Origin of the sequence: Actinocorallia longicatena (assembly GCF_039534125.1) — a bacterium.
Lineage (GTDB): Bacteria > Actinomycetota > Actinomycetes > Streptosporangiales > Streptosporangiaceae > Actinocorallia > Actinocorallia longicatena.
The window spans coordinates 205,682-232,144 of the sequence record NZ_BAAAUV010000007.1 but is presented as its reverse complement, the minus strand read 5'-3'; the positions used below and the strand labels follow the sequence as shown (position 1 = coordinate 232,144).

At 69.8% G+C, this 26,463-nt stretch carries 36 protein-coding genes, 1 tRNA gene and 1 pseudogene; 14 read left to right on the top strand and 24 right to left on the bottom strand.

Features of this window, described 5'->3' with window-relative positions; all coding sequences use genetic code 11:
• Positions 1 to 18: 18 nt before the first annotated feature.
• On the top strand, positions 19 to 324 hold the full coding sequence (locus ABD785_RS16815; RefSeq protein WP_344829044.1) for a type II toxin-antitoxin system VapB family antitoxin: 306 nt from the start codon (positions 19 to 21) through the stop codon (positions 322 to 324).
• A gap of 161 nt (positions 325 to 485) precedes the next feature.
• On the opposite strand, the gene ABD785_RS16810 is transcribed toward ABD785_RS16815, so the two are convergent.
• From ABD785_RS16810 to ABD785_RS16790, 5 genes are all read right to left on the bottom strand, one after another.
• Entirely contained in the window at positions 486 to 1,718 is a 1,233-nt protein-coding gene (locus tag ABD785_RS16810; protein ID WP_344829040.1) for an alpha/beta hydrolase, read from the bottom strand.
• A 127-nt stretch (positions 1,719 to 1,845) separates the two neighbouring features.
• Positions 1,846 to 1,932 (bottom strand) — tRNA-Ser (locus ABD785_RS16805).
• Positions 1,933 to 1,942: 10 nt separating this feature from the next.
• Complete coding sequence (locus ABD785_RS16800) at positions 1,943 to 2,374, bottom strand: nucleoside deaminase (protein WP_344829325.1); 432 nt, start codon at positions 2,372 to 2,374, stop codon at positions 1,943 to 1,945.
• A gap of 85 nt (positions 2,375 to 2,459) precedes the next feature.
• Positions 2,460 to 2,918, bottom strand: a complete 459-nt coding sequence (locus tag ABD785_RS16795; protein ID WP_344829038.1) for a tRNA adenosine deaminase-associated protein — start codon at positions 2,916 to 2,918, stop codon at positions 2,460 to 2,462.
• Between the two features lie 20 nt (positions 2,919 to 2,938).
• Positions 2,939 to 3,427 (bottom strand): tRNA adenosine deaminase-associated protein, encoded by a 489-nt coding sequence (locus ABD785_RS16790; protein ID WP_344829036.1) that lies wholly within the window; start codon positions 3,425 to 3,427, stop codon positions 2,939 to 2,941.
• A 367-nt stretch (positions 3,428 to 3,794) separates the two neighbouring features.
• Between ABD785_RS16790 and upp the strand changes: the two genes are divergently transcribed.
• From upp to ABD785_RS16760, 6 genes and pseudogenes are all read left to right on the top strand, one after another.
• Positions 3,795 to 4,430 carry a uracil phosphoribosyltransferase gene (gene upp, locus ABD785_RS16785; protein WP_344829034.1) on the top strand — a complete coding sequence of 212 codons (636 nt, stop codon included), beginning with the start codon at positions 3,795 to 3,797 and terminating at the stop codon, positions 4,428 to 4,430.
• A 182-nt stretch (positions 4,431 to 4,612) separates the two neighbouring features.
• On the top strand, positions 4,613 to 4,840 hold the full coding sequence (locus tag ABD785_RS16780) for a hypothetical protein (protein ID WP_344829032.1): 228 nt from the start codon (positions 4,613 to 4,615) through the stop codon (positions 4,838 to 4,840).
• A gap of 264 nt (positions 4,841 to 5,104) precedes the next feature.
• Positions 5,105 to 5,263 carry a hypothetical protein gene (locus ABD785_RS16775; protein WP_344829031.1) on the top strand — a complete coding sequence of 53 codons (159 nt, stop codon included), beginning with the start codon at positions 5,105 to 5,107 and terminating at the stop codon, positions 5,261 to 5,263.
• Positions 5,260 to 5,766, top strand: a pseudogene (locus ABD785_RS16770) (PH domain-containing protein); the annotation flags it as partial. The gene ABD785_RS16775 and the pseudogene ABD785_RS16770, both read left to right, overlap by 4 nt.
• Positions 5,767 to 6,234: 468 nt before the next feature.
• The gene (locus ABD785_RS16765) at positions 6,235 to 7,533 is read left to right on the top strand and encodes a helix-turn-helix domain-containing protein (RefSeq protein WP_344829030.1); all 1,299 of its coding nucleotides are present in this window, start codon (positions 6,235 to 6,237) and stop codon (positions 7,531 to 7,533) included.
• 88 nt (positions 7,534 to 7,621) lie between these two features.
• Positions 7,622 to 8,299: a FadR/GntR family transcriptional regulator gene (locus tag ABD785_RS16760; RefSeq protein ID WP_344829028.1), complete on the top strand. Its 678-nt coding sequence runs from the start codon at positions 7,622 to 7,624 to the stop codon at positions 8,297 to 8,299.
• Here the strand turns inward: ABD785_RS16760 and ABD785_RS16755 are convergent, their stop codons facing one another.
• The 5 genes from ABD785_RS16755 to ABD785_RS16735 all read right to left on the bottom strand — a co-directional run bounded on the left by ABD785_RS16755 (position 8,300) and on the right by ABD785_RS16735 (position 12,693).
• Positions 8,300 to 8,941 (bottom strand): B3/B4 domain-containing protein, encoded by a 642-nt coding sequence (locus tag ABD785_RS16755; protein WP_344829026.1) that lies wholly within the window; start codon positions 8,939 to 8,941, stop codon positions 8,300 to 8,302.
• 110 nt (positions 8,942 to 9,051) lie between these two features.
• The gene (locus tag ABD785_RS16750; RefSeq protein WP_344829024.1) at positions 9,052 to 9,546 is read right to left on the bottom strand and encodes an ATP-binding protein; all 495 of its coding nucleotides are present in this window, start codon (positions 9,544 to 9,546) and stop codon (positions 9,052 to 9,054) included.
• A gap of 81 nt (positions 9,547 to 9,627) precedes the next feature.
• Positions 9,628 to 10,350, bottom strand: a complete 723-nt coding sequence (locus tag ABD785_RS16745; RefSeq protein ID WP_344829021.1) for a rhomboid-like protein — start codon at positions 10,348 to 10,350, stop codon at positions 9,628 to 9,630.
• A 28-nt stretch (positions 10,351 to 10,378) separates the two neighbouring features.
• Positions 10,379 to 11,785, bottom strand: a complete 1,407-nt coding sequence (locus ABD785_RS16740; protein ID WP_344829019.1) for an MDR family MFS transporter — start codon at positions 11,783 to 11,785, stop codon at positions 10,379 to 10,381.
• A 65-nt stretch (positions 11,786 to 11,850) separates the two neighbouring features.
• Positions 11,851 to 12,693, bottom strand: a complete 843-nt coding sequence (locus ABD785_RS16735) for an aldo/keto reductase (RefSeq protein WP_344829017.1) — start codon at positions 12,691 to 12,693, stop codon at positions 11,851 to 11,853.
• An 87-nt stretch (positions 12,694 to 12,780) separates the two neighbouring features.
• Here ABD785_RS16735 and ABD785_RS16730 point away from each other — a divergent pair, with 87 nt between their 5' ends.
• Positions 12,781 to 13,524, top strand: coding sequence for a metallophosphoesterase (locus tag ABD785_RS16730; protein ID WP_344829015.1), 744 nt, complete (start codon positions 12,781 to 12,783; stop codon positions 13,522 to 13,524).
• Positions 13,525 to 13,632: 108 nt separating this feature from the next.
• On the opposite strand, the gene ABD785_RS16725 is transcribed toward ABD785_RS16730, so the two are convergent.
• Positions 13,633 to 14,106 (bottom strand): cupin domain-containing protein, encoded by a 474-nt coding sequence (locus tag ABD785_RS16725; protein WP_344829013.1) that lies wholly within the window; start codon positions 14,104 to 14,106, stop codon positions 13,633 to 13,635.
• A 91-nt stretch (positions 14,107 to 14,197) separates the two neighbouring features.
• Here ABD785_RS16725 and ABD785_RS16720 point away from each other — a divergent pair, with 91 nt between their 5' ends.
• Together ABD785_RS16720 and ABD785_RS16715 are read left to right on the top strand one after the other, a co-directional pair.
• Positions 14,198 to 14,977, top strand: coding sequence for a class I SAM-dependent methyltransferase (locus ABD785_RS16720; RefSeq protein ID WP_344829011.1), 780 nt, complete (start codon positions 14,198 to 14,200; stop codon positions 14,975 to 14,977).
• 67 nt (positions 14,978 to 15,044) lie between these two features.
• On the top strand, positions 15,045 to 15,521 hold the full coding sequence (locus ABD785_RS16715; protein WP_344829009.1) for an FBP domain-containing protein: 477 nt from the start codon (positions 15,045 to 15,047) through the stop codon (positions 15,519 to 15,521).
• A gap of 44 nt (positions 15,522 to 15,565) precedes the next feature.
• On the opposite strand, the gene ABD785_RS16710 is transcribed toward ABD785_RS16715, so the two are convergent.
• The gene (locus ABD785_RS16710) at positions 15,566 to 15,961 is read right to left on the bottom strand and encodes a RidA family protein (RefSeq protein ID WP_344829322.1); all 396 of its coding nucleotides are present in this window, start codon (positions 15,959 to 15,961) and stop codon (positions 15,566 to 15,568) included.
• Between the two features lie 84 nt (positions 15,962 to 16,045).
• Between ABD785_RS16710 and ABD785_RS16705 the strand changes: the two genes are divergently transcribed.
• Positions 16,046 to 17,038: a helix-turn-helix transcriptional regulator gene (locus ABD785_RS16705; RefSeq protein WP_344829007.1), complete on the top strand. Its 993-nt coding sequence runs from the start codon at positions 16,046 to 16,048 to the stop codon at positions 17,036 to 17,038.
• 42 nt (positions 17,039 to 17,080) lie between these two features.
• On the opposite strand, the gene ABD785_RS16700 is transcribed toward ABD785_RS16705, so the two are convergent.
• From ABD785_RS16700 to dnaB, 3 genes are all read right to left on the bottom strand, one after another.
• Complete coding sequence (locus ABD785_RS16700; protein ID WP_344829005.1) at positions 17,081 to 17,473, bottom strand: VOC family protein; 393 nt, start codon at positions 17,471 to 17,473, stop codon at positions 17,081 to 17,083.
• A gap of 221 nt (positions 17,474 to 17,694) precedes the next feature.
• Entirely contained in the window at positions 17,695 to 18,087 is a 393-nt protein-coding gene (locus tag ABD785_RS16695) for a VOC family protein (RefSeq protein ID WP_344829003.1), read from the bottom strand.
• Between the two features lie 42 nt (positions 18,088 to 18,129).
• Positions 18,130 to 19,479 (bottom strand): replicative DNA helicase, encoded by a 1,350-nt coding sequence (dnaB, locus tag ABD785_RS16690; RefSeq protein ID WP_344829001.1) that lies wholly within the window; start codon positions 19,477 to 19,479, stop codon positions 18,130 to 18,132.
• A gap of 222 nt (positions 19,480 to 19,701) precedes the next feature.
• On the opposite strand from dnaB, the gene ABD785_RS16685 reads away from it, so the two are divergent.
• Positions 19,702 to 21,000, top strand: coding sequence for an MATE family efflux transporter (locus ABD785_RS16685; protein ID WP_344829319.1), 1,299 nt, complete (start codon positions 19,702 to 19,704; stop codon positions 20,998 to 21,000).
• Between the two features lie 70 nt (positions 21,001 to 21,070).
• Entirely contained in the window at positions 21,071 to 21,259 is a 189-nt protein-coding gene (locus ABD785_RS16680) for a hypothetical protein (RefSeq protein ID WP_344828999.1), read from the top strand.
• Between the two features lie 30 nt (positions 21,260 to 21,289).
• Here the strand turns inward: ABD785_RS16680 and ABD785_RS16675 are convergent, their stop codons facing one another.
• From ABD785_RS16675 to ABD785_RS16650, 6 genes are all read right to left on the bottom strand, one after another.
• Entirely contained in the window at positions 21,290 to 21,529 is a 240-nt protein-coding gene (locus ABD785_RS16675; protein ID WP_344828997.1) for a DUF4190 domain-containing protein, read from the bottom strand.
• 85 nt (positions 21,530 to 21,614) lie between these two features.
• On the bottom strand, positions 21,615 to 22,055 hold the full coding sequence (gene rplI, locus ABD785_RS16670; RefSeq protein WP_344828995.1) for a 50S ribosomal protein L9: 441 nt from the start codon (positions 22,053 to 22,055) through the stop codon (positions 21,615 to 21,617).
• A 17-nt stretch (positions 22,056 to 22,072) separates the two neighbouring features.
• Complete coding sequence (rpsR, locus tag ABD785_RS16665) at positions 22,073 to 22,309, bottom strand: 30S ribosomal protein S18 (protein ID WP_106396786.1); 237 nt, start codon at positions 22,307 to 22,309, stop codon at positions 22,073 to 22,075.
• Between the two features lie 104 nt (positions 22,310 to 22,413).
• Positions 22,414 to 22,968 carry a single-stranded DNA-binding protein gene (locus ABD785_RS16660; RefSeq protein ID WP_344828993.1) on the bottom strand — a complete coding sequence of 185 codons (555 nt, stop codon included), beginning with the start codon at positions 22,966 to 22,968 and terminating at the stop codon, positions 22,414 to 22,416.
• A gap of 45 nt (positions 22,969 to 23,013) precedes the next feature.
• A complete protein-coding gene (gene rpsF, locus ABD785_RS16655) occupies positions 23,014 to 23,304 on the bottom strand; it encodes a 30S ribosomal protein S6 (protein ID WP_344828991.1) in 291 nt (96 codons plus the stop codon).
• Between the two features lie 154 nt (positions 23,305 to 23,458).
• Positions 23,459 to 23,593, bottom strand: a complete 135-nt coding sequence (locus ABD785_RS16650) for a hypothetical protein (RefSeq protein WP_344828989.1) — start codon at positions 23,591 to 23,593, stop codon at positions 23,459 to 23,461.
• 91 nt (positions 23,594 to 23,684) lie between these two features.
• Here ABD785_RS16650 and ABD785_RS16645 point away from each other — a divergent pair, with 91 nt between their 5' ends.
• Complete coding sequence (locus ABD785_RS16645; RefSeq protein ID WP_344828986.1) at positions 23,685 to 24,455, top strand: deoxyribonuclease IV; 771 nt, start codon at positions 23,685 to 23,687, stop codon at positions 24,453 to 24,455.
• Here ABD785_RS16645 and ABD785_RS16640 read toward each other — a convergent pair.
• The 3 genes from ABD785_RS16640 to ABD785_RS16630 form a co-directional block, all read right to left on the bottom strand.
• Positions 24,438 to 24,983 (bottom strand): barstar family protein, encoded by a 546-nt coding sequence (locus ABD785_RS16640; RefSeq protein ID WP_344828984.1) that lies wholly within the window; start codon positions 24,981 to 24,983, stop codon positions 24,438 to 24,440. The genes ABD785_RS16645 and ABD785_RS16640 overlap by 18 nt on opposite strands.
• A gap of 8 nt (positions 24,984 to 24,991) precedes the next feature.
• Positions 24,992 to 25,414, bottom strand: coding sequence for a guanyl-specific ribonuclease (locus tag ABD785_RS16635; protein ID WP_344828982.1), 423 nt, complete (start codon positions 25,412 to 25,414; stop codon positions 24,992 to 24,994).
• Positions 25,415 to 25,490: 76 nt separating this feature from the next.
• On the bottom strand, positions 25,491 to 26,384 hold the full coding sequence (locus ABD785_RS16630) for a D-alanyl-D-alanine carboxypeptidase family protein (protein ID WP_344828980.1): 894 nt from the start codon (positions 26,382 to 26,384) through the stop codon (positions 25,491 to 25,493).
• Positions 26,385 to 26,463: the final 79 nt, after the last annotated feature.

Below are 26,463 nucleotides of genomic sequence, written 5' to 3'. Positions count from 1 at the left end.
GGTCATAAACTCTGAGACGTGATCTTCAAGGCGGTGGGCGACGGACGCCCCTATCCCGAGCACGGCATGGTCCCGCGGGACTGGGCGCAGATCCCCCCGCGCCAGGTCAGGCTGGACCAGCTGGTGACGACCAAACGCGAACTGGATCTCCACTCGCTGCTGGCCAAGGACTCGACCTTCTACGGCGACCTGTTCCCGCACGTCGTCTACTGGCAGGGCGACCTCTACCTGGAGGACGGCCTGCACCGCGCCCTCCGAGCGGCCCTCCACCAGCGGACCGTCCTGCACGCCCGCGTCTTCGAGTACCTCCCACCCCAGCACTAGGCCATGTCTTACGGATCTTGTCCGTAGCGAGCGGCGTCCAGGTGCGTGCCTCGGGGGTGCGGAGGAGGGAGTCGACCTGGTTTGGTCGGCGACCGACGACAAGCCCCCGAGGTGCGTGCCTGGACGCCGCGCAGTAGGACCGAAGATCCGTAAGACACGGCCTAGCGTTCGCGGACGACCGGAACTCCGGTGGGCCGCTGGGTGCGGGGTTCGGACGGACGGGCGGAGGGGCCGGGGGTCCTCGTGGAGCGGTCGACGGGGGCGCCCGTCGTGCCGCCGCGCCGGGGGGCCGCTCCGGCGGGACCGGGAAGCTGCCGCAGCGCCCAGCGCAGGAACTTCGGACAGGCCTGCCGCCACACGCCGAAGGAGTGCGTTCCTCCCGGGACGACCTGGTAGACGAGCTGCGGCTGCACCCGCCTGAGCTGCCGGATGAAGCCCTCCGTGCCCAGCATGTCCCGCTGGTCGTCGCCGCCCGCCGCGAACCAGAACCGGCCGAGATCGCGCCCGACCGGCCAGGCGGCGACCTCCTGCTGCGGATCGTTGGCCGCCCGGACGGCCGGCGAGCCCCCGAACGGATCGACGACCTCGGGCTTCTTCACCACGGGCAGCGGCGTGAAGTAGCCGCTCATCACCCCGGCGACCTTGTAGGTCCTCGGGTGGCGCAGCATCAGGTTGGTCGCGCAGAACCCGCCCTCGGAGAAGCCGGCGATCCCCCAGCCCGTCCCCCGGTTCCGCACCCTCAGCTTCTCCACCAGGACCGCGGTGACATCGTCCACGAGGTAGGTCTCGTCCTGCGGTCCGTCCTTGACGTTCAGGCACTGCAGCGCGTTTTGCTGCCCGCCGTTGCTGTCGGGCATGACCAGCACGGCGGGACGTGCCTTCTTCTGCCGGGCGGCCTTGCGGTAGGTCCCGACGATGTCCATGACCCGGTCGTAGTCGTAGGGGTTGCCGGGCGCCCCGTGCAGCAGTTCCAGCGCGGGGAACCGGGCCCCCTTGTAGGCCTCCTGGAAGTACTGCGGAGGCAGGTACACCAGGCCGTCCCTGGTGATGCCCGACCGCGGCCCCGGCAGTGACGCCTCGACCAGCAGGCCCCGCTTCGCCGCCTTCCCGTCGCTCGCGGCCTTCTCCCGGACGGCCGCCTCGCTCAGTTCCCTGAGCGTCACCACATGCGTGGGCGGGGTGCCCGTCAGGTCGCCCCAGAGCGCTCCCCACGAGGGGTAGTAGGCGTACATCTGGTTGACGAACACGAAGCCGGTGAGCATCGCCGGCAGGAACGCGCCGAAGACGGCGCCGCCGCGGATCCACCATCGCGAGAACCTGATCGCCAGGGCCACGAAGCCCACGAACAGCGTGATGAGCACGAAGACCGTGCCGGCTCCCTGCGGCCCGAACATCAGAAATCCCCGTTCGAGGGGGGGTGACGATCACCGTGGACAAGGGGTGACGGGCGCGCAAGGCGGCGTTCCGGGGGGGAAGGCGAACGGCGCCGCACCTCTGGGAGGTGCGGCGCCGGACCGTGAGCGGTGGTGGTGGGATTTGAACCCACGGATGAGTTGCCCCATCACACGCTTTCGAGGCGTGCGCCCTCGGCCACTAGGCGACACCACCGCGGGAGAGCCTACCCGAATCTGCGGCCAGAGAAGAATCGGATAAGCGGGGCGGCGCATTCTTCGGCCAGGACACCGCTGATCACCTCTGCCCCGTGGTTGAGCCTGCGGTCCCTGACGACGTCCCAGAGCGACCCGACGGCCCCGCCCTTGAGGTCGATCGCGCCGTAGACGATGCGGTCGACCCGGGCCAGCACGGCGGCCCCCGCGCACATCGTGCAGGGCTCGAGGGTGACCACGAGCGTGCATCCGTTCAGCCGCCAGCCGCCGACGGCCTCCGAGGCCCTGCGCAGCGCGAGGACCTCGGCGTGCGCGGTCGGATCCCCGGTCAGCTCGCGCTCGTTGTGGGCCCGCGCGAGAAGCTCCCCGCGCGGCCCGACGACGACCGCCCCGATCGGGACGTCGGCCCCGGCCTCGTCCGCGCACCGCAGCGCCTCGCGCATCCACCCCTCGAAGGCCGAGGCCGGGTCGGACGAGACGGGTTCAGGCGACACGGAGCCGGACGGAGAAGGGTCAGCCGGAGAAGGGTCAGACACGGAGGGAGTCGAGTTCCTCGGTGAATCCGGCGCCCTCGGCCACTTCGGCGAGCGCGTCGGTCGGGACGGCCCGCTCCCCGAGGTCGAGGAGCTTCACCGGGGTGATCCCGAGGTCGTCGAGGAGGGTCGGATCCCCGGCCGGATCTCCGTCTGTCTTGACCTCGACGCCCTCGGTGACCAGCTCGAACAGCAGGCCGCCGAGTCCGCTGCCCTGGGCGGCGGAGGCGTCGGAGACGAAGATGCGGGGGTCCTCCTCGCCGTCGAGGCGGACGACCGCGAACCACGCGTCGTTCTCCTCGATCAGCAGCAGCACGGGGTCGCCCACGGCCTCCAGGGCGACCTCGCGCATGAGATCGGTCACGTCGTCGGGAGCTTCGCTCTCGGTCAGGTCGGCCTCGGTGGCGACCCAGCCCTCATCGGTCGATGCGAAGACAGCGGCGAAATACGGCACAGACCCATTGTGACCTGCCGTTAGGCCAGGCTGTCGAGGGCCCTCTCCAAAGGAATCGCGAAACCGAGCTTCTCGCCGATGGAGATGAGCATCTCGTCGGGGAAGGCCTCGAGGTCGCCGGAGATCGCGCCGAGCTCCATCTCGTCCAGGCCCAGATCGGTGAAGATCGACATGTCGCCGACCGGGAGCACCTGGTCGAGGTCGTCGTCATCGTCGGGGACCTCGATGTCGAGGTACTCCAGCACCTGCCGGGCCAGCACCCACTCGACGGAGGCGGTGACGTCGGAAAGGAAGACCATCACTTCCTCGCCGAGCACCCTGATCGCCACGAAGAAGTCGTCTCCGACCGCGACCAGGCCGATGGTGCCGCCGAAGCCCGGCATCTGGCGCAGGGCGTGGATCAGCCCGTCGAGGTCCTCCGTGAGCCGGACCGGGAGCAGTTCGGTCTCCCAGCGGGACTCCTCCCGAAAAACCACGACCGCGAAATCAGTCGCCTCACTGTCCGTCATCACTCACCCAACCGCGCAGTCCCAGTGCCACCGGAATGTTCCCAGATGCCGGGCGCAGTTGTGCGGCGGAGCCGAAGTTTGACCACGGCGCCCGCCGTGAGTACCGACACTACTCGGTACGGAAAGTCCGTGACCGGAGGGTGGCGTGGATTCGTGCGCGTCGCGATCTCCGGGGGGCGACTCTCCGTCGCAGGGCGCGTTGCTCTTCGAGATCGCGCAGGAACGCGGCGCGGCGCCGCAGGCGTTCCCGGATCTCCTCGGGCGTCCAGTCCTTCTCCTCGGGGGGTTCAGCGTCCATGAAGGCTTCCTTCCCCGGAAGGCGCCCGCTATTCCGGGGTGGGGGCCGGGGACGGGTAGCGTGATCGGTATGGAGATCCTGGCCGTCGACCACCCGCTGGTCGCCCACAAGCTGACGACCCTGCGTGACGTCGAGACCGACTCGCCGACCTTCCGCCGCCTCGCCGACGAGCTGGTGACCTTGCTGGCCTACGAGGCCACCCGGGACGTGCGGGTCTCCCCCGCGACCGTCCAGACGCCGCTCCAGGCCGCGGAGGGCGTCCAGCTCTCCAAGCCGGCGCCGCTGGTGGTGCCGATCCTGCGGGCCGGCCTCGGCATGCTCGACGGCATGACCCGGCTGATCCCGACCGCCGAGGTCGGCTTCCTCGGCATGGTCCGCAACGAGGACTCGCTGGAGGCGCAGACCTACGCCACCCGCATCCCGGACGACCTGGACGGGCGGCAGTGCTACGTCCTCGACCCGATGCTGGCCACCGGCGGCACCCTGGTCGCAGCGATCAAGCTGCTGTTCGACCGGGGCGCGCGGGACGTCACGGCGGTCGTGCTGCTCGCCGCGCCCGAGGGGCTCCGCTTCGTCGAGCAGTCCTTCGGCGACGAGCACCCCATCAGGATCGTGACGGCCGCGATCGACGAGAAGCTCAACGAGGTCGGCTACATCATCCCGGGCCTCGGCGACGCCGGCGACCGGCTGTACGGCGTCGTCTGACCCCGCCGGCCTGACGTTCAAGCCTCAAGGACCACTTGAAGGTAACGCTTCGGAGTCTTCCATGTTCAGCGCCCCTGCCCCCAGGGTAGGAACCCACCACGGAGCGTGATGCTCCTCTCGCCGTCCTGGCCCGCTCGGGGATCTGCCGGGACGCCTCGCGAGCAAAGGCAAGGGGCGCGCACATGGCTCACGACCCGCAGGAGTACGAAGAGGTGACCGAGCGGCTCCGCAAGGAGTTCGCCGCCATCCATCCGATCACCACGGTCACCCGCTGCGTCTCGGCCGCGCTGCACGGTGCCGAGGACGTCATCGGCTCCAGTGAGCCCGAGCTCGTCGAGAAGATCGCCCGCCGCCATCTGCGGGTCCTGGCGATCGTCGCCGCCGAGCGTCAGCCGCGCATCGGCACCTGAGGCCTGTTCCGAAGCCGGCGCCCGTGCGGGCAGGAGACGTCGCGGCAGGCCCTGACGCCACGCCGTGTCCCGATCCGGCCCGCAGCGGTCCTGGTCAGCGGATTCGGCGGATGCGCCGCCTGAGCAGGGGCAGAGATGATCACTGACCGACCGTCCGGCGCACGGGAGCGACCTGACGGCGAAAAGCCCGGTGCGCTAAGGGGTTTCGCAGGGTAGGAACGCTACTGTTGGAGCCAGGTCTGGGTTCCTTCGGGAGGCGGTCGCGTGAACAAGAAGAACCTCGGAATGGTCGCCGGTGCGTTCGCGGCGTTCTATGTGCTGAAGCAGCCCGACGCAGCCGCGGCGGCGGTGAACAACGCGGCGAGCGGGATCGGCGATGCGGCCGACTCGCTGGCCCAGTTCGTGAACGCGCTGGCGTCGTGAGGCTCGTCACTCCGGGCGACTCGGCGCCCGCATCGATCAACCGGTTCCTCCTCCCGCAGGAGAAGCAGGTCATCGTGGTGCGCAAGCACCCGGCCGTGCTGCTCACGCCGGTGCTGTTCGTCCTCGGCGGGCTGATCCTGGCCGGGGTGCTGAGCAACACGATGGCGGGCAGCGACGCCGGCAACGTCGTGAGCTGGATCTGGTGGGCCTGGCTGCTGCTGCTGGCCTGGTTCGTCTGGCAGGTCGCCGAGTGGTCGGTGGCCTACTTCGTCATCACCAACCAGCGGATGCTGCTGACCGGCGGCCTGCTCACGCGTGACGTCGCGATGATGCCGCTCAGCAAGGTCACCGACATGTCCTACGAGCGGTCGCCGGTCGGGCGGCTGCTGGGCTTCGGCAAGTTCATCGCCGAGTCCGCCGGTCAGGACCAGGCGCTGCGCACCGTCGACCATCTGCCCTACCCCGACCAGCTCTACGCCGAGGTCTGTCAGATGATCTTCCCCGGCGGGAAGCCGAAGGCCCTCGAGGAGCGCCTGCGGGACATGATCGACTCCATCCCCAAGATGCGGACGGAGCTCGCGGCCGACGTCACGACCGGGACCGTCCACGACATCGCCAACCGGAAGCTGAAGCTCGAGGGCGTCCAGGCTCAGCTCGAGCAGCTCGTCGCCGAGTCGGGCGAATGGCACCGGCAGGCCGGGGAACTCCACCGGCAGCTCGCCGAGAAATCCGCACCCGGCGAGGCACCGGAGCTCTAACCGACTCATAACCGTTTCGTCAAGCGGCTCGTACCCCGGGGGTACGAGCCGCTTACGTTTTCACCATCACAACCTTCCTGACCCCCAATGTCACAGGTGTGATACGGCGCAGCAATTGCGGTGGTCTGTTCGTTAGTCTTGCGATTCGACGGAACCGCCGCCTGAAACTTCCGCTTACCGCGAGGTAGGCGGCTAGGAACAAAGAGAGTTGTCATGCCGGGTCCTGGCAGTGTCGGTGAACGTGTACGTGACCTACGATTGACGCGGCGCATGTCGCAAGCTCAGCTCGCCGGACACGACCTCTCCGACAGCTACATTTCTCTGATCGAGTCGGGTAAGCGCACTCCCACCCCGGCCGTGCTCAAGCTGCTCGCGGAACGTCTCGGATGCACCCCGGAATATCTTTCCGAGGGCATCGAGCCGGAACAGCGCGCCCATGTGGAAGTGCGCGCGCGCCACTGCGAACTCGCGTTGCTCGCGGGCCGCGCGCAGATCGCACTCGACGGGTTCGAAGAGGTGATCGCGGCCGATGACAACGCCGACCTCACCCTCAGGGCCCGCTGGGGCAGGGCCGCCGCGCTCGAGGAACTGGACCGGACCGGCGAGGCCATCGCGGCTTTCGAAGAACTGCGTGAACTGGCCGAGCGGGACGCCGGAAGGACGAGCTGGCTGCCCTCGGTCATCGCACTGACCCGCTGCTACCACGCCGTCGGCGACCTCGGTCAGGCCGTCGCGCTGGGCGAGCGTGCCCTCGGCCGGCTGACCGAGCTGGGCGTCACATGCGGGGTCGATCTCGCCGAGGTCGCCCGCGTCATGCTCCTCGCCTACCTGGATCGCTCCGACACGGGGCGGGCCAGGGAGCTCACCGCCCACCTCACCGGCGAGCGGGAACCGGCCGTCGCCTACCAGGAGGCCAGCGAGCGCGCGCTCGCCGAAGGCGCCCTCGGTGACGCCCTCTACCTGGCCGACCAGGCCCTGGCCATCGCCTCCACCACGGCGAGGTCGCGGGCCGAGGCCCGGCTCAAGGTCGCGGCCGCCCGCGCCCTGATCCGCGGCGAGAACCCCGACAGCGAACGGGCCCTCGGGCTGCTCGGCACCGCCATGCCCGACCTTTCGGGCGACGAGGCGACGGCCTGCGCCATCGAGACCGCCCGCGCCCTGGTCTCCCTGGGCCGGCTCGACGAGGCGATCACCTCGCTGCGCACGGCCCTGGCCGAGCCGCCCCGCCAGGACATCGACCCGATCACCGCCCAGGCCCAGCTGGTCCTGGCCCAGGCGGAGCTGGCCCGCGACGACCGTGAGGCGGCTCTGACCGTTCTGCGGACCACGTCGGCCCAGCTCGAACGGCTGCCCGCCAGCCGCGCCACCGCCTCGCTCGCTCGCGAGCTCGGCGACCTGTTCGACGCCGCGGGCGACGGCGCCTCCGCGACGGCCGCCTACCGCAGGGCCCTCGAATCCGTGGGCCTCCGCCCGACCAGCCACACCACCGCCCAGGCCCTCGCCGATCACTGACGCGGGCCCGCCGCCCTCTCGATCTCCGGCCCCCGGGGACGTCCGAGAGGGCGCGTAGACTCGGTCATGGGATGATCGGGGGAAAGTGATGGCGGCAGAGGGATCACAGGGGCTGCGGGCCGCTCAGCGGGCGTCGCTGGTGGATCAGGTGATCGGGCAGCTGTCGGAGCGGATCGGGGACGGCACCTGGCCGGTCGGATCCAAGATCCCGCCGGAGCCCGTGCTGGTCGAGCGGCTCGGCGTCGGCCGGAACACGATCCGGGAGGCCGTCCGGGCGCTCACCCACGCCGGGATGCTCGACAGCCGTCAGGGCGACGGCACCTACGTGCGCGCCACCAGCGAGCTCTCCGGGGCGGTGCAGCGCCGGCTGCGGACCGCGGAATTGCTGGAGATCCTCGAAGTGCGGTCGGCTCTGGAGGTGCAGGCCGCCCGGCTGGCCGCCGTCCGCAGGACCGCCGAGGACCTCGCCGCCGTCCGCGACGCCCTCGCGGCCAGGGCGCGGGCCCTCGGATCGGGGACGCACGAGGAGTTCCTCAACGCCGACGTCGCCTTCCATGTCGCCGTCGTCGAAGCCACCCACAACCAGGTGATGATCGACTTCTACCGTGACTTCACCGCGGCGGTCCGGGCGAGCGTCGACCTCTCGGGCGGGCTGCCGGCCGTCCCGCACGAGCCGATCGCCGACGCCATCGCCGCGGGCGACCCCGACGCGGCGGCCCAGGCGACGCTCGACTGCTTCGAGCACGTCCGCCGGACCGCCACCTGATCATCCGCCGATCAGGCGTCCGGTGATCTCGACGTCGGGAGCGATCGCGCGCAGCCGGGTCGCGAGCGCCTCGCCCGCGGCGTCGAGGCGCTCCAGCGGGTAGGGCTCGAGGCGTTCCAGCAGGAACAGGGCGTTCTTCGTCGACTCGGTGATGCGGGTGCGGACGCACTGGCGCCAGTTCCAGCGGCGGCAGGTGACGCCCTCGTCGTCGCGCCAGACGACCTCGCCGGCCGCCGGGGCCTCGTCGTCGCCGAAGGTCTCGGTGCCGTCGGCCACGACCAGGCGGGCGGGGCCCGCGTAGGTGTCGAGATCCTCGCCGCCGATCGGCAGCGCGTACTCGACGCTGACGGCGTTGTAGGCGTCGACGACCCGGTTGATGCTGGGCAGCGAATCGGCGCGGCGCAGCAGGGCGTCGACCGAGGGCCGGGTGCGGTTGGGCTTGGCGCCGAACGCCCGGTAGGCCTCTCGCCAGGACTCCACGTGCGGGTCGTCCGGGGCGGCCGTGCGCGCCGCGGCGGTCAGCCAGGAGGCCGACTCCTCGTCGCCGGGTCCGTTGGTGAGGCCCTCGGCGATCAGCACGAGAACCGCGAAGTCGGGGCGCAGCGCGCGCACCGCCTCGTCGACGACGATCTGCTCAAGCATGGGCACGATTATCCAACGCGGAGGGTCCGGAATCCGGCAGCACCCTCGAAAAAGAGAAGGACCACCCCGCCGGAACGCGCCCGTCCCCCGATGGCCGGGCGCGTTCCGAACTAGGCGGCTGTGCCGTGGCCTCGAGGGAGCGCCGGCCGGTGCCCTCCAGTTTCACCGGCGGGCTCGACCTCAAGGCCACGACCTTCTTTTTCGACCGCGTCCGCGGCCGAAAGTCCTACGTCGAACCACACGCGGGTGCCGTCCGGCTCCCGGGTGATCCCCCAGCGGGCGGCGCAGTTGTCGAGCAGTTCACTGCCCCGTCCCTCGGTGGATTCGACCGACACCCGGCAGAAGCAGGGCGTGCTGTGCGAGCCCTCGTCGGAGACGACGATCCTGGCCCAGGTGTCGGTATGGCTGACCGTGACGACGAAGTGGCCCCCGGGACCGCCGCTCCCGGTGTGCTCGACCGCGTTGGTGGCGGTCTCGCTCACCAGCAGGACGGCATCGTCCCGGCAGGCGTGCTCGGCCCCGAGCTCGTCGGCGACGAACCGCCGGGCCGAACGGACCTGGTCGGGCCGCCCGGGAAGCCGCAGGCTGCGCACTCTGGCAGTCATGGCACCTTCGCCGTCATGAGGAAACGCCTCCGAAATCACTCGAGGTGAGCACCCGATGACTCGATGGTGCTCCCTTTGCGGTCACCGCCGCAAGCGATTCCGGACTTCTGGCAGGTTTCCTCGAGTGAGCGGCCAGAGAGCGAACCCGATGGCGAGGGCGAGAACATGACCGGTCGTGGTGTACCGCCCGAAAACGACCACCGAGGCCGGGACGAGCACGATCAGCCCGACCAGGAGCGTCCATCTGCGCCGGCCCGTCAGCCGGTAGACGAGCAGTCCGGCCAGGGTCAGGCTGCCCATGCTCACCCCGACATCGACGATCGCGGTGAAGTCGTACCGCAGCACCCCCTCATCGACCAGCCGGGCCGCCCGGATCGTCGTGATCACGCTCGCCCCGATGTGCCCGGCGTAGAAGGCCAGGACGGTCCTGGGCGTGCCCAGCCACCGTTCCACCGGCCCCCAGACGCACAGCGCCAGCAGCGTCACATAGGGAAGATCGTCGAGCTCCGTCCACAGGGCCGAGGTGATCAGGACCGAGATCGGGTAGCGCTCCATCTCGCTCAGGTTGGTGCTGTGCGCCCTGAGCACGGCGTCCTGGAGGGCGTCGGGCAGGCCCGCGAGCATCAGCCCGTGGAGCAGCACCAGCGCCCAGAGGATCGCCGAGGCGGGATGCTCCGCCGCCCAGCCGCGCATCCATCCGGCGGCACGGCTGATCTGCGCGCCGCCCGGCCAGCGCCAGTAAGCGGCCGCGGCGAGCAGCAGGAACAGCCCGAGGATCAGCGGTTCGGCCAGCGGGAACATCATCCTCTGCGGTACCCCGCAGAAGATCACCTCACGCGGGGACGGGCTCCGGCTCGACGGTGACGACCTTCGCCGGGACCATGGTCGGCGCCGCGTCCGCGTCGTTGATCTTCCAGGCGATGGCCGAGCCGATCAGCGACATGACGGCGGCGGCCAGGAAGGCCCAGTGGTAGGTCCCCGTGGTCGGAGCGGCCCCCTCCGGCCTGGCCACGGCGAGAACGGTCGACAAAAGCGCGATCCCGAGCGCGGCGCCGAGCTGCCGCAGGGCGGTGAACAGCGTCGAGGCCTGCGCGGAGAGGCCCTTGGAGACGGTCGTGAAGGCCGCGGTCGAGGCGGGGATGAACACATGGGCCATCACGTAGCCGAGGAAGAACATCACCACCGGGATCAGCGGCCCGGTCACCCAGCCGGCCAGCAGGATCAGCGCGGCCACGATCGCCAGCCCGAACCCCATCATCCGGCGCGGCCCGACCCTGCGGTACATCCGCGGGACGAGCTGCGACCCCAGCATCACGCCCAGCGCCTCGGGGAAGGTGTAGAGCCCGGCGTGCAGCGCGGAGAAACCGTGCCCCTCCTGGAGCATCAGCGGGATCAGGAACAGCACGCCCATGAACCCGGCCGCGGAGAAGATCGAGGAGACGTTGGTCCAGCGGAACAACCGGTCGGAGTAGAGGCGCAGGTGCAGCATCGGCTCGCGCTTGCGGAGCTCGACGACGGCCAGCAGGGCCAGCAGCACGACGCCGCCCAGCCCGGTCACCAGGACGCGGGCCGAGCCCCAGCCGAGCCCCGATCCCTCGCTCAGCGCGTACATGAGACCGGCGAACCCGGCGCCGGCCAGCACGAATCCGGCGAGGTCGAAGCGGCCCGCGGCGTTGTCGCGGTGCTCGGGCAGGGTCAGCGCCCCGAAGACGATCGCGGCGAGGCCGATCGGCAGGTTGATGAAGAACACCCAGCGCCAGCCCACGCCGTCGACGAGCAGGCCGCCGAGGACGGGCCCCAGCGCGGGGGCGATGGCCGTCGGGACCATGAGGATCTGGTTGGCGCGCATCCGCTCGGCCGGCGGGTAGGCGCGCAGGAGCATGGCCATCCCGACGGGGGTCAGCATGCCTCCGCCGACGCCCTGCAGGATCCGGAAGGCGATCAGCTGCCCCTCGTCCGCGGCGAATCCGCACAGCGCGGAGGCCACGGTGAACAGGGCGAACGCGAACAGGAAGACCCGCTTGGCGCCGAAGCGGTCGGCCAGCCAGCCGGAGGCGGGGATCACCACCGCGAGGCTGACGAGGTAGCCGGTGACCATCGAGCCGATGCCGGTCACGGGCACGCCGAAGCCCTCAGCGATCTTGGGAAGGGCGACGTTGACGATGGTGGTGTCCAGGATGGACACGAACATCGCCGCCACGAAGACCACACTGACCGCGACCTTTGGTGTGATCTTCAAACCCGCTCCTTCATCCCGTGAATCCAGCCAACCGGGATGAAACCTGACAGGTCAACCAAATATTCCTAGCCGTCCAGGGCGGCGAGGGCCTTCATGTCGTCGTCGGAGAGCTCGATGTCGGCCGCGGCGAGGTTCTCGTCGAGGTGTTCCCTGCTGGAGGTGCCCGGGGTGGGCAGGATGACCGGCGAGTAGTGCAGCAGCCAGGCCAGCGCGATCTGGCCCGGTGTCGCGCCGTGGGCCTCCGCGATCTCGGCGACGGCCGCCGGGGCGTTCGCGGTCAGGACCCCGTCGCCGAGCGGGAACCAGGGCAGGAAGGCGATGTCGCGCACCTCACACAGCTCGATCACCTTGGCGGACTCGCGGTCCAGCAGGTTGAACCGGTTCTGCACCGAGACGATCTCGGTGATCTCCAGGGCGGCGCGCAACTGCTCGACCGTCACGGAGTCGAGCCCGATGTGCCGGATCTTGCCCTCCCCGCGCAGCTCTGCGAGGGCGCCGAGCTGGTCGGCGAGCGGGACCTGGGGGTCGATGCGGTGGAGCTGGTAAAGGTCGATGGTGTCCAGGCGGAGCCGCTTGAGGCTGGCCTCGGCGGCGGCCTTCAGCGCCTCGGGGCGTCCATCGATGTGCCAGTCGGACGCGGAGGTGCGGACCACTCCGCCCTTGGTCGCGACGGCCAGGCCCGTCGCATACGGGTGGAGCGCCTCGGCGACGAGTTCCTCGGCCAGGGCCGGCCCGTAGTTGTCGGCGGTGTCGATCAGGTCGACGCCGCGCCGCACGGCGTGCTTCAGCAGCGCGGCGGCGTCGGTCTCGCGCGGTCCCCAGTAGCCCGGCCCGACGAGGCGGCTGGTACCGAGGCCGATCCGGTGAACGGGCAGGTCACGGCCTATGAAGAACATCCCGAACGACATGAAAACAGACTCTAACCGACGTCCTGTAAGGCCATGGACAGCGCATTGGACCTACCCACCGCGCGGGCGCGCTCCCATGCTGTAATCATGCTGGTCCTGGCTCAGGTGAGCGACACCCACATCGACGGCGGCCCGCGCAACACCGAACGTGCGGCGCGCGTCATGGATCATGTGCGCGGCCTCCCCGTCGACGCCGTCCTGATCACGGGGGACATCGCCGAGCACGGCGCCGCGGTCGAGTACGAGATCGCCCGCGAGGTCCTCGCCTCCCCCTTCCCCACCGTCCTCTGCCCCGGCAACCACGACGACCGCGCCCGGCTCCGCGAGGCCTTCCCCGACCCGTCCGGTACCGGCCGCCCGGACGCCCCGGTGAACCGGGCCCTCGACCTGGACGGCCTGTCAATTCTGCTCGCCGACTCCACCGTGCCCGGCGAGATCCACGGCTATCTCGACGATCCGACCGTCGCCTGGCTGGAGGAGGCGCTGGCGGAGCGGCGGGACGTCCCTACCGTGATCGGCATGCACCATCCGGCGGCTCCGGTCGGCATCCCCTACGTCGACCGGCTCTCGTTGTGGGAACCGTCCAGGCTGGAGGCGGTGGTGCGGCGGAACCCGCAGGTCGTCGCGGTGATCGCGGGGCACGCCCACCTCGCGGGGGCGACCGGTTTCGCGGGCGTCCCCCTGACGATCGCTCCCGCGACGGTCAACACCGCCCTCACCCCGGCCGAGTCCGCGCTGGAGTGGCCGGTGGACCACGACCTGCCGCCCGGGCTGGCCCTGCACGTGTGGACCGGTTCCCACCTCACCACCCACGCACGTGTCTGCCCCTGAAATTCGTCATCGGCGACGTATGGCACCGCCGCCCACCGCGACAGACTTGTCGGCGCGGCCGTAAAGGCTGGTGTCGGGGAGACACACCTCGGGCGGGGCGTGGTGCGGTCACGCTCCGCCCGGGGACACCCGCTCACGGGTCTTCTTCCACAGCGGGCTCTCGAAGTAGTGGTTGTCGAAGCGCTGGGACGACGCCGCGATCTCCTTGGGGTCGGCCTCTCCGCGCTGGACACGGTCCAGCAGCCGGTAGTAGTCGAAACGGCCCATTCCCGGCGTGAAGACGCACAGAACATCGGCATCCTTCCCCGCCACCGCACCGAACGCGTGCGGAGTGCGCGGCGGAACGAGCAGGAAGTCACCCTTGGTGAGGGTGAGCACCTGGTCGTCGACCAGCATCTCCAGCTCGCCCCCGAGGACGTAGAACATCTCGCTCGCCCTGGTGTGGAAGTGCGGGGGCGCCCCGTCGGAGCCGTCACGGAAGACCGAGCGGTTCGAGGTGACGGTCTCGGTGTCGGCGATCAGGTGCAGCACGCTGTTCGGGTCGGCGTCGTGGATCTCATTGGCGTTCGCGCGGACGAGCATCTTCATCTCCCAGTTCCGGATGTCTGATATCCAGATTACCTCTAATCTGGATATTTGTCATCCAGGTTCTGCCGGAGCCTAGTGTTCGAGGATGAGCGCTTTTCCGGGAGACGATCCCGAGTACGTGTCGCGGCGGGCGGCCGCCTTCGGAGCCGAGGCCGCGGCCTACGCCGATCAGCGTCCGGGTTATCCACAGGAGGCCGTCACCTGGGCGCTGGCGGAGGCACCGGGCAGGCGTGTTCTCGATCTCGGGGCCGGGACGGGCAAGCTCACCGGGCTGCTCCCCGGCGAGGTCGTGGCGGTCGAACCCGATCCCGGGATGCTCGCGGAGCTGCGCCGGCTGCTGCCCGGCGCCCGGGCGCTGGCCGGTTCCGCCGAGGCGATCCCGCTGCCCGGCGGATCGGTGGACGCGATCGTGGCCGGGCAGGCCATGCACTGGTTCGACCAGGACGCCTCCCTGCCCGAACTGGCCAGGGTCCTCGTCCCCGGCGGAACCCTGGCCGGGCTGTGGAACCTCGACGACGACCGGGTGGACTGGCTGCGCGAGCTGAAGGAGATGACGGGGAACACCGCGTCCTACCTGAACGACCGCCCGGTGCCGATGCTCACCGACGGCCGCTACTTCACCCAGCCCGTCCGCGCCGAGTTCGCCAACCCCCAGCCGCGCACGATCGACTCGATGCTCGCCACGATCCAGACCCACTCCCAGATCCTGGTGCTGCCCGAGGACGAGAGATCCGAGCTCATGACCAAGGCGCGGGCCTTCCTCGAGAGCACGCCGGAGACCCGCAACGGCGCCTTCCTCCGGCCGATGATCACAGTGGGGCTGCGGGTCACCCGGCTCCCGGACGGCGAGGCCCCGCGGCCCTAGGCCGCCGAGGCTCCGGACCGGTCAAATCATTTGCCTGCGATCGCCGGGGAACCATAGCTTCGGATGCATGAGACCGCTCACCGAAGCCCAGATCAGGGCGTCCTTCGTCAACTGCTCCAAAGGCGAGGCCAAGCGTCTCTCGCTCCCCCGCGACCTGCCCGAACGGCCCTGGGACGACCTCGACTTCCTCGGCTGGCGCGACCCGTCGGGGTCCCATCGCAGCTATCTGATCTCCGAGCAGGACGATCGCGTCGTCGGCGTCGTGCTCCGCACCGTGACCCCGTCCCGCGGCCGGCAGCGGCGTCTCCTGTGCTCCCTCTGCCTGACCAGCCACACCGGCGACGGCGTCTCCCTCATGACCGCCGGCCGCTCCGACGGCAACTCCTTCGGCCTGTACATCTGCACCGACCTGGACTGCTCCCTCTACCTGCGCGGCATCAAGAAGGCCGGCCCCGGCGGACGTTTCGACGAGTCCCTCCAGCTGGAGACCCAGATCGGCCGTACCCGCGACAAGCTCGCCGACTTCCTCGCCCCGCTCCTCTGACGGATCCCGGGGCGGCGCCCCGGGATCGTCACGGCGTGGCCGCGTCAGGCGGCCGCGGTGCCCTCGAGCTCGACCAGCAGGCCGGGGAGCGCCAGGCGGGTGACCCCGAGCATCGTGGTGGGCGGCGTGGCTCCGGCGGCGCCCAGCCGGGACGCCAGCACTCCGTAGTGCTCGAAGAGCCGGTCGGCGTCGGTCGTGTAGACGGTCAGCCGGACGAGGTCCGCGAGGGACATTCCGGCCGCGCCGAGCACGGCCTCCAGGTTGTCGAGGCTCAGCGCGAGCTGCGCCCCCATGTCTCCGGGGTGTTGAGGTTCGCCTTCGCCGCTCATCGCGGCCTGCCCGGCGCAGTACAGGGTCCGGGTGTGACCGGAGACGATCTCGCCCTGGTCGTATCCGAGCCCTGCCGACCAGGGCCACGGGTTGACCGCCGTCCGCACCACTGCCGTATCGGTTCCGTTCGTCATGCCCGAAGCCTCCCAGCGAATCACGACATCCTGTGTCATGTATCTCGGTAGGGTTCTCGCATGCGCGCCGACCGGCTGGTCTCGCTGGTCCTGCTGCTGCGGCGGCACGGACGGCTCTCCGCGACCGCGCTGGCCCGCGAGCTGGAGGTCTCCACCAGGACCGTGCTGCGCGACATGGAGGCGCTGTCCGCGGCCGGGGTCCCGGTCTACGCCGAACGCGGCAGGCACGGCGGTTTCGCGCTGCTGCCCGGCTTCCGGGCCGAGCTCACCGGGCTGAACCACGACGAGGCGCTCGCCCTGCTGGTCGCCGGATCACGGCGCGGCGCGCAGGCCTTCGGCCTCGGCTCCGCTCTCGCCTCGGCGATGCTCAAGGTCGTCGACGCGCTTCCCGAGAGCTACCGGGACACCGCGGCGGGCGCGGCCGGACGCCTGCTCATCGACCCGGAGACCGATCTCCTCTCGCGCCGCCTGGCCGAGGAGGAGGCGCCGGACGCCCTCGTGGCCGGGGTGCTGCGCGCGGTGTTCTCCGGGCGCAGGCTGCGCCTCCACTACGCGGCCGCAGGTCAGCCGCCCGCCTGGCGCACGGTCGACCCGATCGGCCTGGTCACCGTGCGCGAACGGGGCTACCTGCTGGCGACGAGATCCGGTGCCGACCGTACCTACCGGTTGTCCCGGATCCTGGCCGCCGAGGAACTCGACGAGCCCGCCGAACGTCCGGAGCGCGTCGATCTCGGCCGGGTGTGGCAGGAGCGCGGCAACCGGTTCAGGACCGGCGGCGACGACCAGGTCACCGTCGTCGTCCTGGTCGATCCGCAGCGGCGGGAGGAGCTGGTCGGCACGGCTCTGGCCGTCCTGGCGGAGGAGGCCGACCCGGGCGGCCGGCTCCGGCTGGAGGTGACCTTCCAGGATCCGCGGCACGCCCGGTGGGCGCTGTGGCAGCTCGCCGCGGGCGCCGAGGCCCTCTCCCCGCAGTGGCTCCGCGACACCCTCCACGACCGCGCCACCACCCTCGCCGCCCGCTACGCCCCGCCTCCTGACGGCCCGCCCTCCTGACGAGCCGCAAGCCACGGGCCGCGGCTCATGGAGCGCGGCGCGTCAGAGCGGCTGGAGGCGTGATCTGAGAAGGCAGAACTCATTGCCCTCGGGGTCGGCGAGGACATGCCAGGTGGCCTCAGCGGGCTGGTCGATGTCGACGAGGACGGCACCGGCGGCGAGAAGGCGTTCGAGTTCGGCGTCCTGGTCCCGGTCGGTCGGGTTGACGTCGAGATGCAGCGGTAGCCTCCCCGTCTTCGGATCCGCGTTCCTGATGAGGATGATCGTCGGCTGGGCCCCGCCGAAGCCCTCACGCGGCCCGATCTCCACGAGAACGAGCCCCTGCTCGTCGTCCTCACGGTCGAGCTCGACGAAGTCGAGGACCTCACACCAGAAGCGCGCCAGCACCTCGGGCTCCCTGCACTTGAGAACAAGCTCACCGATACGGCATGCCACGAACCGAACCCACCCTCCTCCTCGGCCCACCGGAACCCGAACGCCCGGCGACGACGCCCGAGCGACGCTACCCGCCACCCGGAATCTCCGGCAAAGCCATTTCACCCCCTCCACGGCGACCCCCCGATCCGCTGTTTCCGCGAAGGCAAACCGGGTCAGCGATGCCTCGCACGACCTGGCCGGAGCAGTCGATGACGGTGACGGGCCGGGATCGCCGACCCTCAGGCGGGTCCGAGGAGGTCCCATCGGTTTCCGGCGATGTCGAGGAACACGGCCACACTTCCGTAGGGCTCGCTGCGCGGGGAGGTGACGAACTCCACGCCGAGCCCCTTCATGCGCGCGTAGGCGGCGTCGAAGTCGTCGACCCTCAGAAAGAACCCCACGCGCCCGGCGACCTGGTCACCCACCACGGCGGCCTGGCGCTCCCCATCGGCCTGCGCGAGCAGAATGCCGGTCTGCCCGCCGGGCGGCCGGACGACGACCCACCGTTTCGGACGTCCATCGTTCGTCAGCGACGGCGAGTCCTCCACCAGGCCGAAGCCGAGGACACCGGTGAAGAACCCGATGGCACTGTCGTAGTCGTCCACGACGATCGTGACCAGATCCAGCTGCATCCCCCGAGCGTAGACAGCCACACCGCCCGGGTGGAACGGAACCTAGCTCGGGGCCATGTCGATGAAGCGGCTGTAGTGGCCCTGGAAGGCGACGGTGACGGTGGCGGTGGGGCCGTTTCGGTGCTTGGCCACGATCAGGTCGGCCTCGCCCGCTCGGGGGGACTCCTTCTCGTAGGCGTCTTCGCGGTGGAGCAGGATGACCATGTCGGCGTCCTGCTCGATCGAGCCGGACTCACGGAGGTCGGACACCATCGGGCGCTTGTCGGTGCGTTGTTCCGGACCACGGTTGAGCTGCGACAGCGCGATGACGGGGACCTGGAGCTCCTTGGCGAGGAGCTTCAGGTTTCGGGAGAACTCCGAGACCTCGACCTGGCGGCTCTCGACCCGCTTTCCCGAGGTCATCAGCTGGAGGTAGTCGATGACCACGAGCCGGAGGTCGTGCTGCTGCTTGAGGCGGCGGCACTTGGCCCGGATCTCCATCATCGACATGTTCGGCGAGTCGTCGATGAACAGCGGCGCCTCGGCCACCTCGCTCATCCGGCGGGCCAGCCGCGTCCAGTCGTCGTCGTTCATGGTGCCCGAACGCATCGCGTGCAGGGCCACCCGCGCCTCGGCCGACAGCAGACGCATCGTGATCTCGTTGCGCCCCATTTCCAGGCTGAAGAACGCGGAGGTCAGCCCGTGCTTGATCGAGGCGGCCCGCACGAAGTCCAGCGCCAGGGTGCTCTTGCCCATGGCGGGACGGGCGGCGACGACGATCATCTGGCCGCCGTGGAGGCCGTTGGTGAGGGCGTCGAGGTCGGTGAAGCCGGTGGGGCAGCCCGTCATGGAGCCGTCGCGGGAGCCGATGGCCTCGATCTCGTCGAGAGCGCCCGGCATGATCTCGGAGAGGGGGAGGTAGTCCTCGCCGCTCCGCTTGTCGGCGATGGCGTAGACCTCGGCCTGGGCCTGGTCGAGAAGGTCGTCGGCGTCGGCGCCCTGGGCGTAACCGAGCTGGACGATCCGCGTGCCGGCCTCGACGAGGCGCCGGAGGGTGGAACGCTCCTGGACGATCTTCGCGTAGTAACCGGCGTTGGCCGCCGTGGGCACCGAGTTGATCAGGGTGAAGAGGTAGGGGGCGCCGCCGGTGCGGGCGGCCTCGCCCTTCTTGGTGAGCTCGGCGCCGACCATGATGGCGTCGGCGGGCTCGCCCCGGCCGTAGAGGTCGAGGATCGCGTCGTAGATGAGCTGGTGGGCGGGCCGGTAGAAGTCGGTGGACTTCAGTTCCTCGATCACGTCCGAGATCGCGTCGGGCGCCAGCATCATGCCGCCGAGGACGCACTGCTCGGCGTTGATGTCGTGTGGCGGGACCCGCTCGAACTCGGTATCCCGAGGGATCTCCGCGACGCTCATCCGGCCACCCCCTTTCCCCCAGACGAACCCAGACCCCAGTTGTAACTGAAGCGTCTGACATTCTCGGGGTGATCGGCGTGAGACCCAACTTGATCTGGGGACGAGTCTGTGGACGACCTGTGCAGACACTCCGAAAAGGGTGTGCACGTCCTGTGGAAAACCTGGGGACAACCGTCGAACTTCCTTCGAGATTAGGTGCTTGAGCTGCGGAAACGTCATCCACTGCCTGTGGGTAAAAGAAAACACGACCGGGAGATCCTCGCCCTGGCGATTCCGGCCTTCGGCGCACTCGTCGCCGAGCCGCTCTTCCTGCTGTCCGACACCGCGATCGTGGGACGGCTCGGCACCGCGGAGCAGGCCGGTCTCGCGATCGCCTCGCAGGCCCTGACGACCATCGTCGGCGTCTGCGTCTTCCTCGCCTACGGCACGACGGCCGCGGTGGCCCGGCAGGTCGGAGCGGGACGGCTGCGTGAGGCCGCGCGTCAGGGGGTCGACGGGATCTGGCTGGCGCTGGGGATCGGTGTCCTGCTGATCGCGGTGGGCGTGCCGCTCAGCCCGTCCATCGTGGGGTTGTTCGGGGAGAACGCCTACGCGGTCGACTACCTGCGGATCAGCCTGCTCGGGGCGCCGTCGATGCTGGTCGTCCTGGCGGGCACCGGAGTGCTGCGCGGGCTTCAGGACGGCCGGACCCCGCTGCGGGTGTCGGTCGCGATGTTCGTGGTGAACCTGGTGCTCAACGCCCTGTTCGTGCTGGTCTTCGGCTGGGGGATCGCGGGCTCGGCGTGGGGGACGGTACTGGCGCAGACCGGCGGCGCGCTCGTCTACCTGATGCACGTCGTGCGGCTCGCGCGCCGCCACGAGACCTCGCTGCGGCCCGACGGCCCCGGCGTCCGGGCGGCGGCGGCCGCGGGCTTCGCGCTGGTCGTGCGGACGGTGTCGTTGCAGGCCACGCTGGTGCTGGCGACGATCGCGGCGGCCCGCCAGGGCACGGACGCTGCCGCCGCCTACGGGATCAGTGCGCGGATCTGGCTGCTGTCGGTGTTCGTGCTGGACGCGGTGGCGATCGCGGGACAGTCGATCGTCGGCCGGTACCTCGGCGCCGGGGACGTGCCGTCCGCCCGCGAGGCGACCCGGCGGATGATCTGGTGGAGCCTGTGGACGGGCTGTGCCTTCGGAGCGTTCCTGCTGCTCACGTTGCCGTGGATCGGCTGGGTGTTCACCTCCAGCCCCGAGGTCCACGCGCTGCTCGGCGGCGCGCTCGTGGTCGTGGCGCTGATCCAGCCGCTCGGCGGCCCGGTCTTCGCCCTCGATGGAGTGCTGATCGGCGCCGGCGACATGCGTTTCCTCGCCTGGGCCCAGGCCGCGGCCCTCGTGGCTTTCCTCCCGGCGGTCTGGCTGGCCTCGGGGCGAGGTCTCGAGGCCCTGTGGCTGGCCATCGGCTGGTGGATGCTGGCCCGGCTCATCGTGCTCGGATTCCGTGCCCGATCGGGTGCCTGGCTGGTGACGGGTGCCGTCCGGTGAGGACGTGATTCATGGAACAGGAGTTCGAAAACCTGCTCGAAGTGTCGGCGGTTTTCGCTAGACTTCGAACATGCGTTCACCGCACGGCGACCGGCTGGCTCGCCTCACTCAGGCCATCGACGACCTGGCGGCCCACGGCCTCGCCGGGTTGCCCCCTGACGCCCTGGCCGAACGCGTAGCCGTCACCCTCGCCCTCGTCGAGGGCCTCAATCCCGAGGAGATCCGACGCCGCACCCGCTATTCGGGCATAGAGAACTGAGCCCCTCAGAAGAGGCCACGAAGACCTTGATCAGGTGGGAGGGTCGGTGACCCAGGTGCCGCCCTGGATCAGGGCGAAGACGAGAACGACGAGGGCCGTGTAGCCGAGCACCAGGCCCGCGAGGGCCAGCGGGGCTCCGCGCTCGTCATGGCGGCGGATCTGCCTCCGCGCGAGATGGCCGAAGAAGATCGCCAGGACGCTGCCGATCCAGCAGCCCCAGAGGACTCCGCAGACGAGGGACGCGACGGCGTAGGGGTTGGTGCGACGCACGCCCCTGATGTTCCCTCGGGGACACATGCGAAACGGGCCAGATCGCTGGGATCTGACCCGTTTCGTGAAACCTGTCGGCCGTGACTTAGGCGACGTTCAGGTTGACGGTTCCGGCGACCTCCGGGTGGAGGCGGACGGTGACCTGGTGCGAGCCGGTCGTCTTGATCGGGTTGCCGATCTCGATGCGACGCTTGTCGATGTCCGGTCCGCCGGCGGCCTTGACGGCCTCGGCGATGTCACCGGCGGTCACGGCGCCGAAGAGGCGGCCGCTCTTGCCGGCCTGCGCCTTGACGGCGACCTTGAGGCCCTTGAGCGAGTCCGCGATCTCCTTGGCCTGCTCCAGCGTCGCGATCTCGCGAGCGGCGCGGGCCTTCTTGATGACGGCGATCTGCTTCTCGGCGCCCTTGGTCCACTGGATCGCGAACTGACGCGGGACGAGGTAGTTGCGGCCGTAACCGTCCTTGACCTCGATGACGTCGCCCGGGCCACCCAGGCCGGCCACCTGCTGAGTCAGGATGAGCTTCATGATCTGTTCACCCTTCCTTAGCGAGCAGTCGAGGTGTACGGGAGCAGCGCCATTTCGCGCGCGTTCTTGATCGCCGTGGCGACGTCGCGCTGGTGCTGGGTGCAGTTGCCGGTCACCCGGCGGGCGCGGATCTTGCCCCGGTCGGAGATGAACTTCCGCAGAAGCGGCGTGTCCTTGTAGTCGACGTAAGAGATCTTCTCCTGGCAGAACAGGCAGACCTTCTTCTTGGGCTTACGGGGCGGTGGCTTGGCCATCGTGGTGCTCCTTTGTAAGAGCCCCGCCGAAGCGGGAATGGACATGATTCTTTCGGGTGGCCGGGGCGCCGCCGGGGCAGCACCTCGACCGGATGAAGCGGTTCTTAGAACGGGGGTTCGTCGGAGAACCCGCCGCCGGAGGGCGCGCTGGTGGCCCAGGGGTCGTCGGCCGGGGGCGCGGAGTTGTAACCGCCTCCGCCGCCACCGCCGCCGGAGTAACCTCCGCCGCCGCCGCCCTGCTGGTAGCCGCCACCGCCACCGCCGCCGTATCCGCCACCGCCGCCACCCTGACGGGTGGTCTTGGTGACCTTCGCGGAGGCGTTCTTCAGAGACGGGCCGACCTCATCGGCCTCGATCTCGTAGACGGTGCGCTTCTCGCCCTCTTTGGTCTCGTAGGAGCGCTGCTTCAGGCGGCCCTGAACGATCACGCGCATCCCGCGCTGGAGGCTTTCGGCGCAGTTCTCCGCCGCCTGCCGCCACACGTTGACGGTGAGGAAGAGGCTCTCGCCGTCCTTCCACTCGTTCGTGGCCTTGTCGAGGAACCGCGGCGTCGACGCGACGCGGAAGGACGCGACGGCCTGGCCGCTCGCGGTGAACCGCAGGTTCGGGTCCTCGACGAGATTTCCGACCAGCGTGATCGTGGTGTCGCCTGCTGCCATAGGGGTTAACGCTCCCGACGATGGTGTTCGAACGAACACGAGGCCTTAGTGGACCTCGGGACGCAGGACCTTCGTACGCAGCACCGACTCGCTCAGGTTGAGCTGGCGGTCAAGTTCCTTGACCAGCGCGGGCTCAGCGGTGAGGTCGGCGACGGCGTAGATGCCCTCGGACTTCTTCTGGATGTCGTACGACAGGCGCCGGCGGCCCCAGACGTCGACCTTCTCGACCGATCCGCCACCGGTCTTGACGACGTTCAGGAAGCCGTCGAGGGTGGGGGTGATCTGACGCTCGTCGAGCGACGGGTCGAGGATGACCATGACTTCGTAGCGACGCATTGGTCCCTACCTCCTTTGGACTGATGCGGTCACGGGCGTTCCGTGACAGGAGGGCTAAGCCTTCGTGCCCGCGCATAGTGCGCGAGAACAACCAGGCTACCAACAACCAGCAGGTCGTCAGGCCCAATGGCGCTCACCGAAGAAGTCGATCAGATCAGGCCGCGGCGCGCCTTCTGTCGAGCTCGGCCATGAGGTCGAACATCCGCGACCGCATCCTGGCGGTCTGGGTGGTCAGCGTGGACAGCTCATCGATCAGGTCGGCGTCCGCGACGCCCCTCAGCTCGTTCATCAGCGCTCCTTGTCGAAGTCCTGTTCGACTGTAGCGCGGGGCTCGGACAAAACCCGAGACCTACCCGCGACCCGCCGATAACCTGGGGTTCATGCGTATCGGAGCCCATGTCAGAGACCTTGATCCCCTCGAAGCCGCGGCCGAGGTGAAGGCGGACGTCGTCCAGTTCTTCCTGGGCGACCCGCAGTCCTACAAGGCGCCGGTGATCCCCGACGGCCTCGGCGATCTGGTCGGGGCCTCGGACGTCGACGTCTTCGTCCACGCCCCCTACCGGATCAACGTCGCGACGGCCAACAACCGCATCCGGATCCCGAGCCGCAAGCTCCTCCAGCAGCATCTCGAGGCGGCGGCGTCGATCGGCGCGAAGGGCCTGATCGTCCACGGCGGCCATCTGGACGGCGCGGCCGACCCCCAGATCGGCTTCGACAACTGGCGCAAGGTCTTCGAGCGCCTCGAGTGCCCGATCCCGGTGCTGATCGAGAACACCGCGGGCGGCGACAACGCCATGGCCCGCCGTTTCGACCGGATCGCCCGCCTCTGGGAGACCCTGGACGGCGTCGCGAACATGGACGAGAACGTCGGCTTCTGCCTCGACACCTGCCATGCCCACGCGGGCGGCGAGACCCTCCTGGACGCCGTCGAGCGGATCAAGGCGATCACCGGACGGATCGACCTCGTCCACTGCAACGACAGCCGCGATGCCTTCGACTCCGGCGCCGACCGGCACGCCAACCTGCGGCAGGGCCAGATCGACCCGGAGCTGATCCTCCAGGTCTGCCGGACCGCCGAGGCGCCGATCGTCGTGGAGACGCCCGCCGCCGGCCAGGCCGAGGACATCGCCTGGCTAAGGGAGTCGCTCTAGATCCTTGATCGCGCCGTCGCCGTCGCCGCCCGGAAGCAGGACGATCATGGGCGTCTCGGATTCCGACCAGGCGTCGGCGGCGTCGGCGAAGATCTCCAGCGCGGTCTCGAAGGCGGGACGGTCGGCGTCCGCGAGCTCCTTCCAGCCCGGCCAGACGACCAGGTAGCCCTTGTCGGCCGGCAGCCAGTCCATGTCGGTGAGCAGATCGTAGAAGGCGTCCCAGTTCTGCCCGTAGTAGTCGGGGAACTCCAGGATCTCGCCCGCGGCCGCGAGGAAGTCCTCCTTGGTGCGGGCCGGGCCGATCCCGAAGACCTCCCAGCCGGTGTCCTCGGCGTCGCGCAGCCAGGGCGGCATCTCGACGTCGGCGTGGCCGCCGCCCATCGCCAGCGGCAGGGCCAGCCTTCCCTCCGGCGTCCTGGTGAGCCCGGACGGCTTCTTGGCCGTGCGGAACAGCTCGTCCGGCTCGATCTCCCAGCGGTAGACGCCCGGCGTGACCCGTCCTGCGATCAGCTCTTCCAGCCCGTGCATGTCCGTCCTCAGCCCGTGATCATCAGAAATGTGCGGTAGTGGTCGGGAGTGTAGAAGAGCTCGCCGTCCCGGCCCGCGATGACGCGTCGTGCGCCCCGGTCATTCTCCCCCGGTGTGGGCACGGTGTACTCACGGTAGTGGCCGCGGGGCCGGTTCGGGAGCAGCCTCTCCCGGTTCGCGAAGACCGTCCCGTCCTTCTTGTACGGGTAGGGGCCGCCCTGCGCGATGAGCGCCAAAGTCGTCCGCGCCTGGGCGGGCAGATCGGCGCGGTCGATGGTCCTGACGCCCGTCGGGACGGCCGAGGCCGAGACGGAGGCCGGCGAACGCGACGGCGCCGCGCTCGGCGCCGGACTCTCCGTCCGGACCGACGTGCAGGCGGTCAGCGCGACGAGCAGGACGGCGAGGAGGGCGGCGCGCGGTGACGAAATCACGGTGCGTCACGTTACTAGGCGGCACCCGAGGAGTGATCCCGCGGACACGCCTGGCCGCGTTTTGTGATCAACCTGCCTAGTCGGCGGTGGCCGGGCCGGTGAAGGCGTAGCGGCGGGCGGGGAGGCCGAAGCCCCAGTCGAGGAGGTGGGCGGCGTCGACGAAGCGGCGGTTGATCGTGGGTGAGCCGAGGACGACGCCGATCTGCACCTTCTTGCCGCGCCTGGCCGCGAAGACGAAGCAGTAGCCCGCTTTGTCGGTGTAGCCGGTCTTGATGCCGAGGAGGCCCTTGTACTTGCCGAGCAGGGTGTTGGTGTTCACCCAGGTGTAGGTGCGTTTACCGGTCGTGCGCACCTTGATCTTCCTGGTGGCGACGATCTTCTGGAACGTCTTGTAGCGGTAGGCGTGGGCGGCGAGCTTCACCTGTTCCACGGCCGTCGAGTAGGTCGTGTACTGGGTCGGGTAGGGCAGGCCGTCGAAGTTGGCGTAGTGGGTGTCGCGCAGGCCGAGTTTCCGCGCCGTGGCGTTCATCTTCGCGATGAAGCCGGCGTATCCCGGGCCGTAGGTGTCGGCGAGCGCCGCAGCGGAGTCTGCGCCCGACTCCAGCAGGGTTCCGTACAGCAGGTCCCTGACCTTGACCTTGTCGCCCGGCTTGAGCCCGGCCTCGGTGGCTCCGTACTTGTCGCCGAACGTCGTGTACTTTTTCTTGATCTTGACGACCCGGTCGAGGCTGCCGCCCGATCTCAGCACCACGACGGCCGTCATCACCTTGGTGAGGCTCGCGATCGGACGACGCTTGGCCGCGTTCACCGACCAGACGGTCTTGCCGTTGAGGACCAGCAGGGAGGCCTTGGCCTGGACCTTGGGAGCGGGTCCTCGCTGCTCGGAGTCCGCTCGCGCGTGCGCGGCGCCCGGCAGCGTCCCGGCGAGCAGGATCCCGGCGACTCCTCCGGCCAGCAACGTCCCGCGCACGGGTCTCCCCTCTCGCCACGACCTCGACCGCCCCACCCTTCCAGGCGGCCCACCGGCAGGCAAACCGGGCGGACACGCG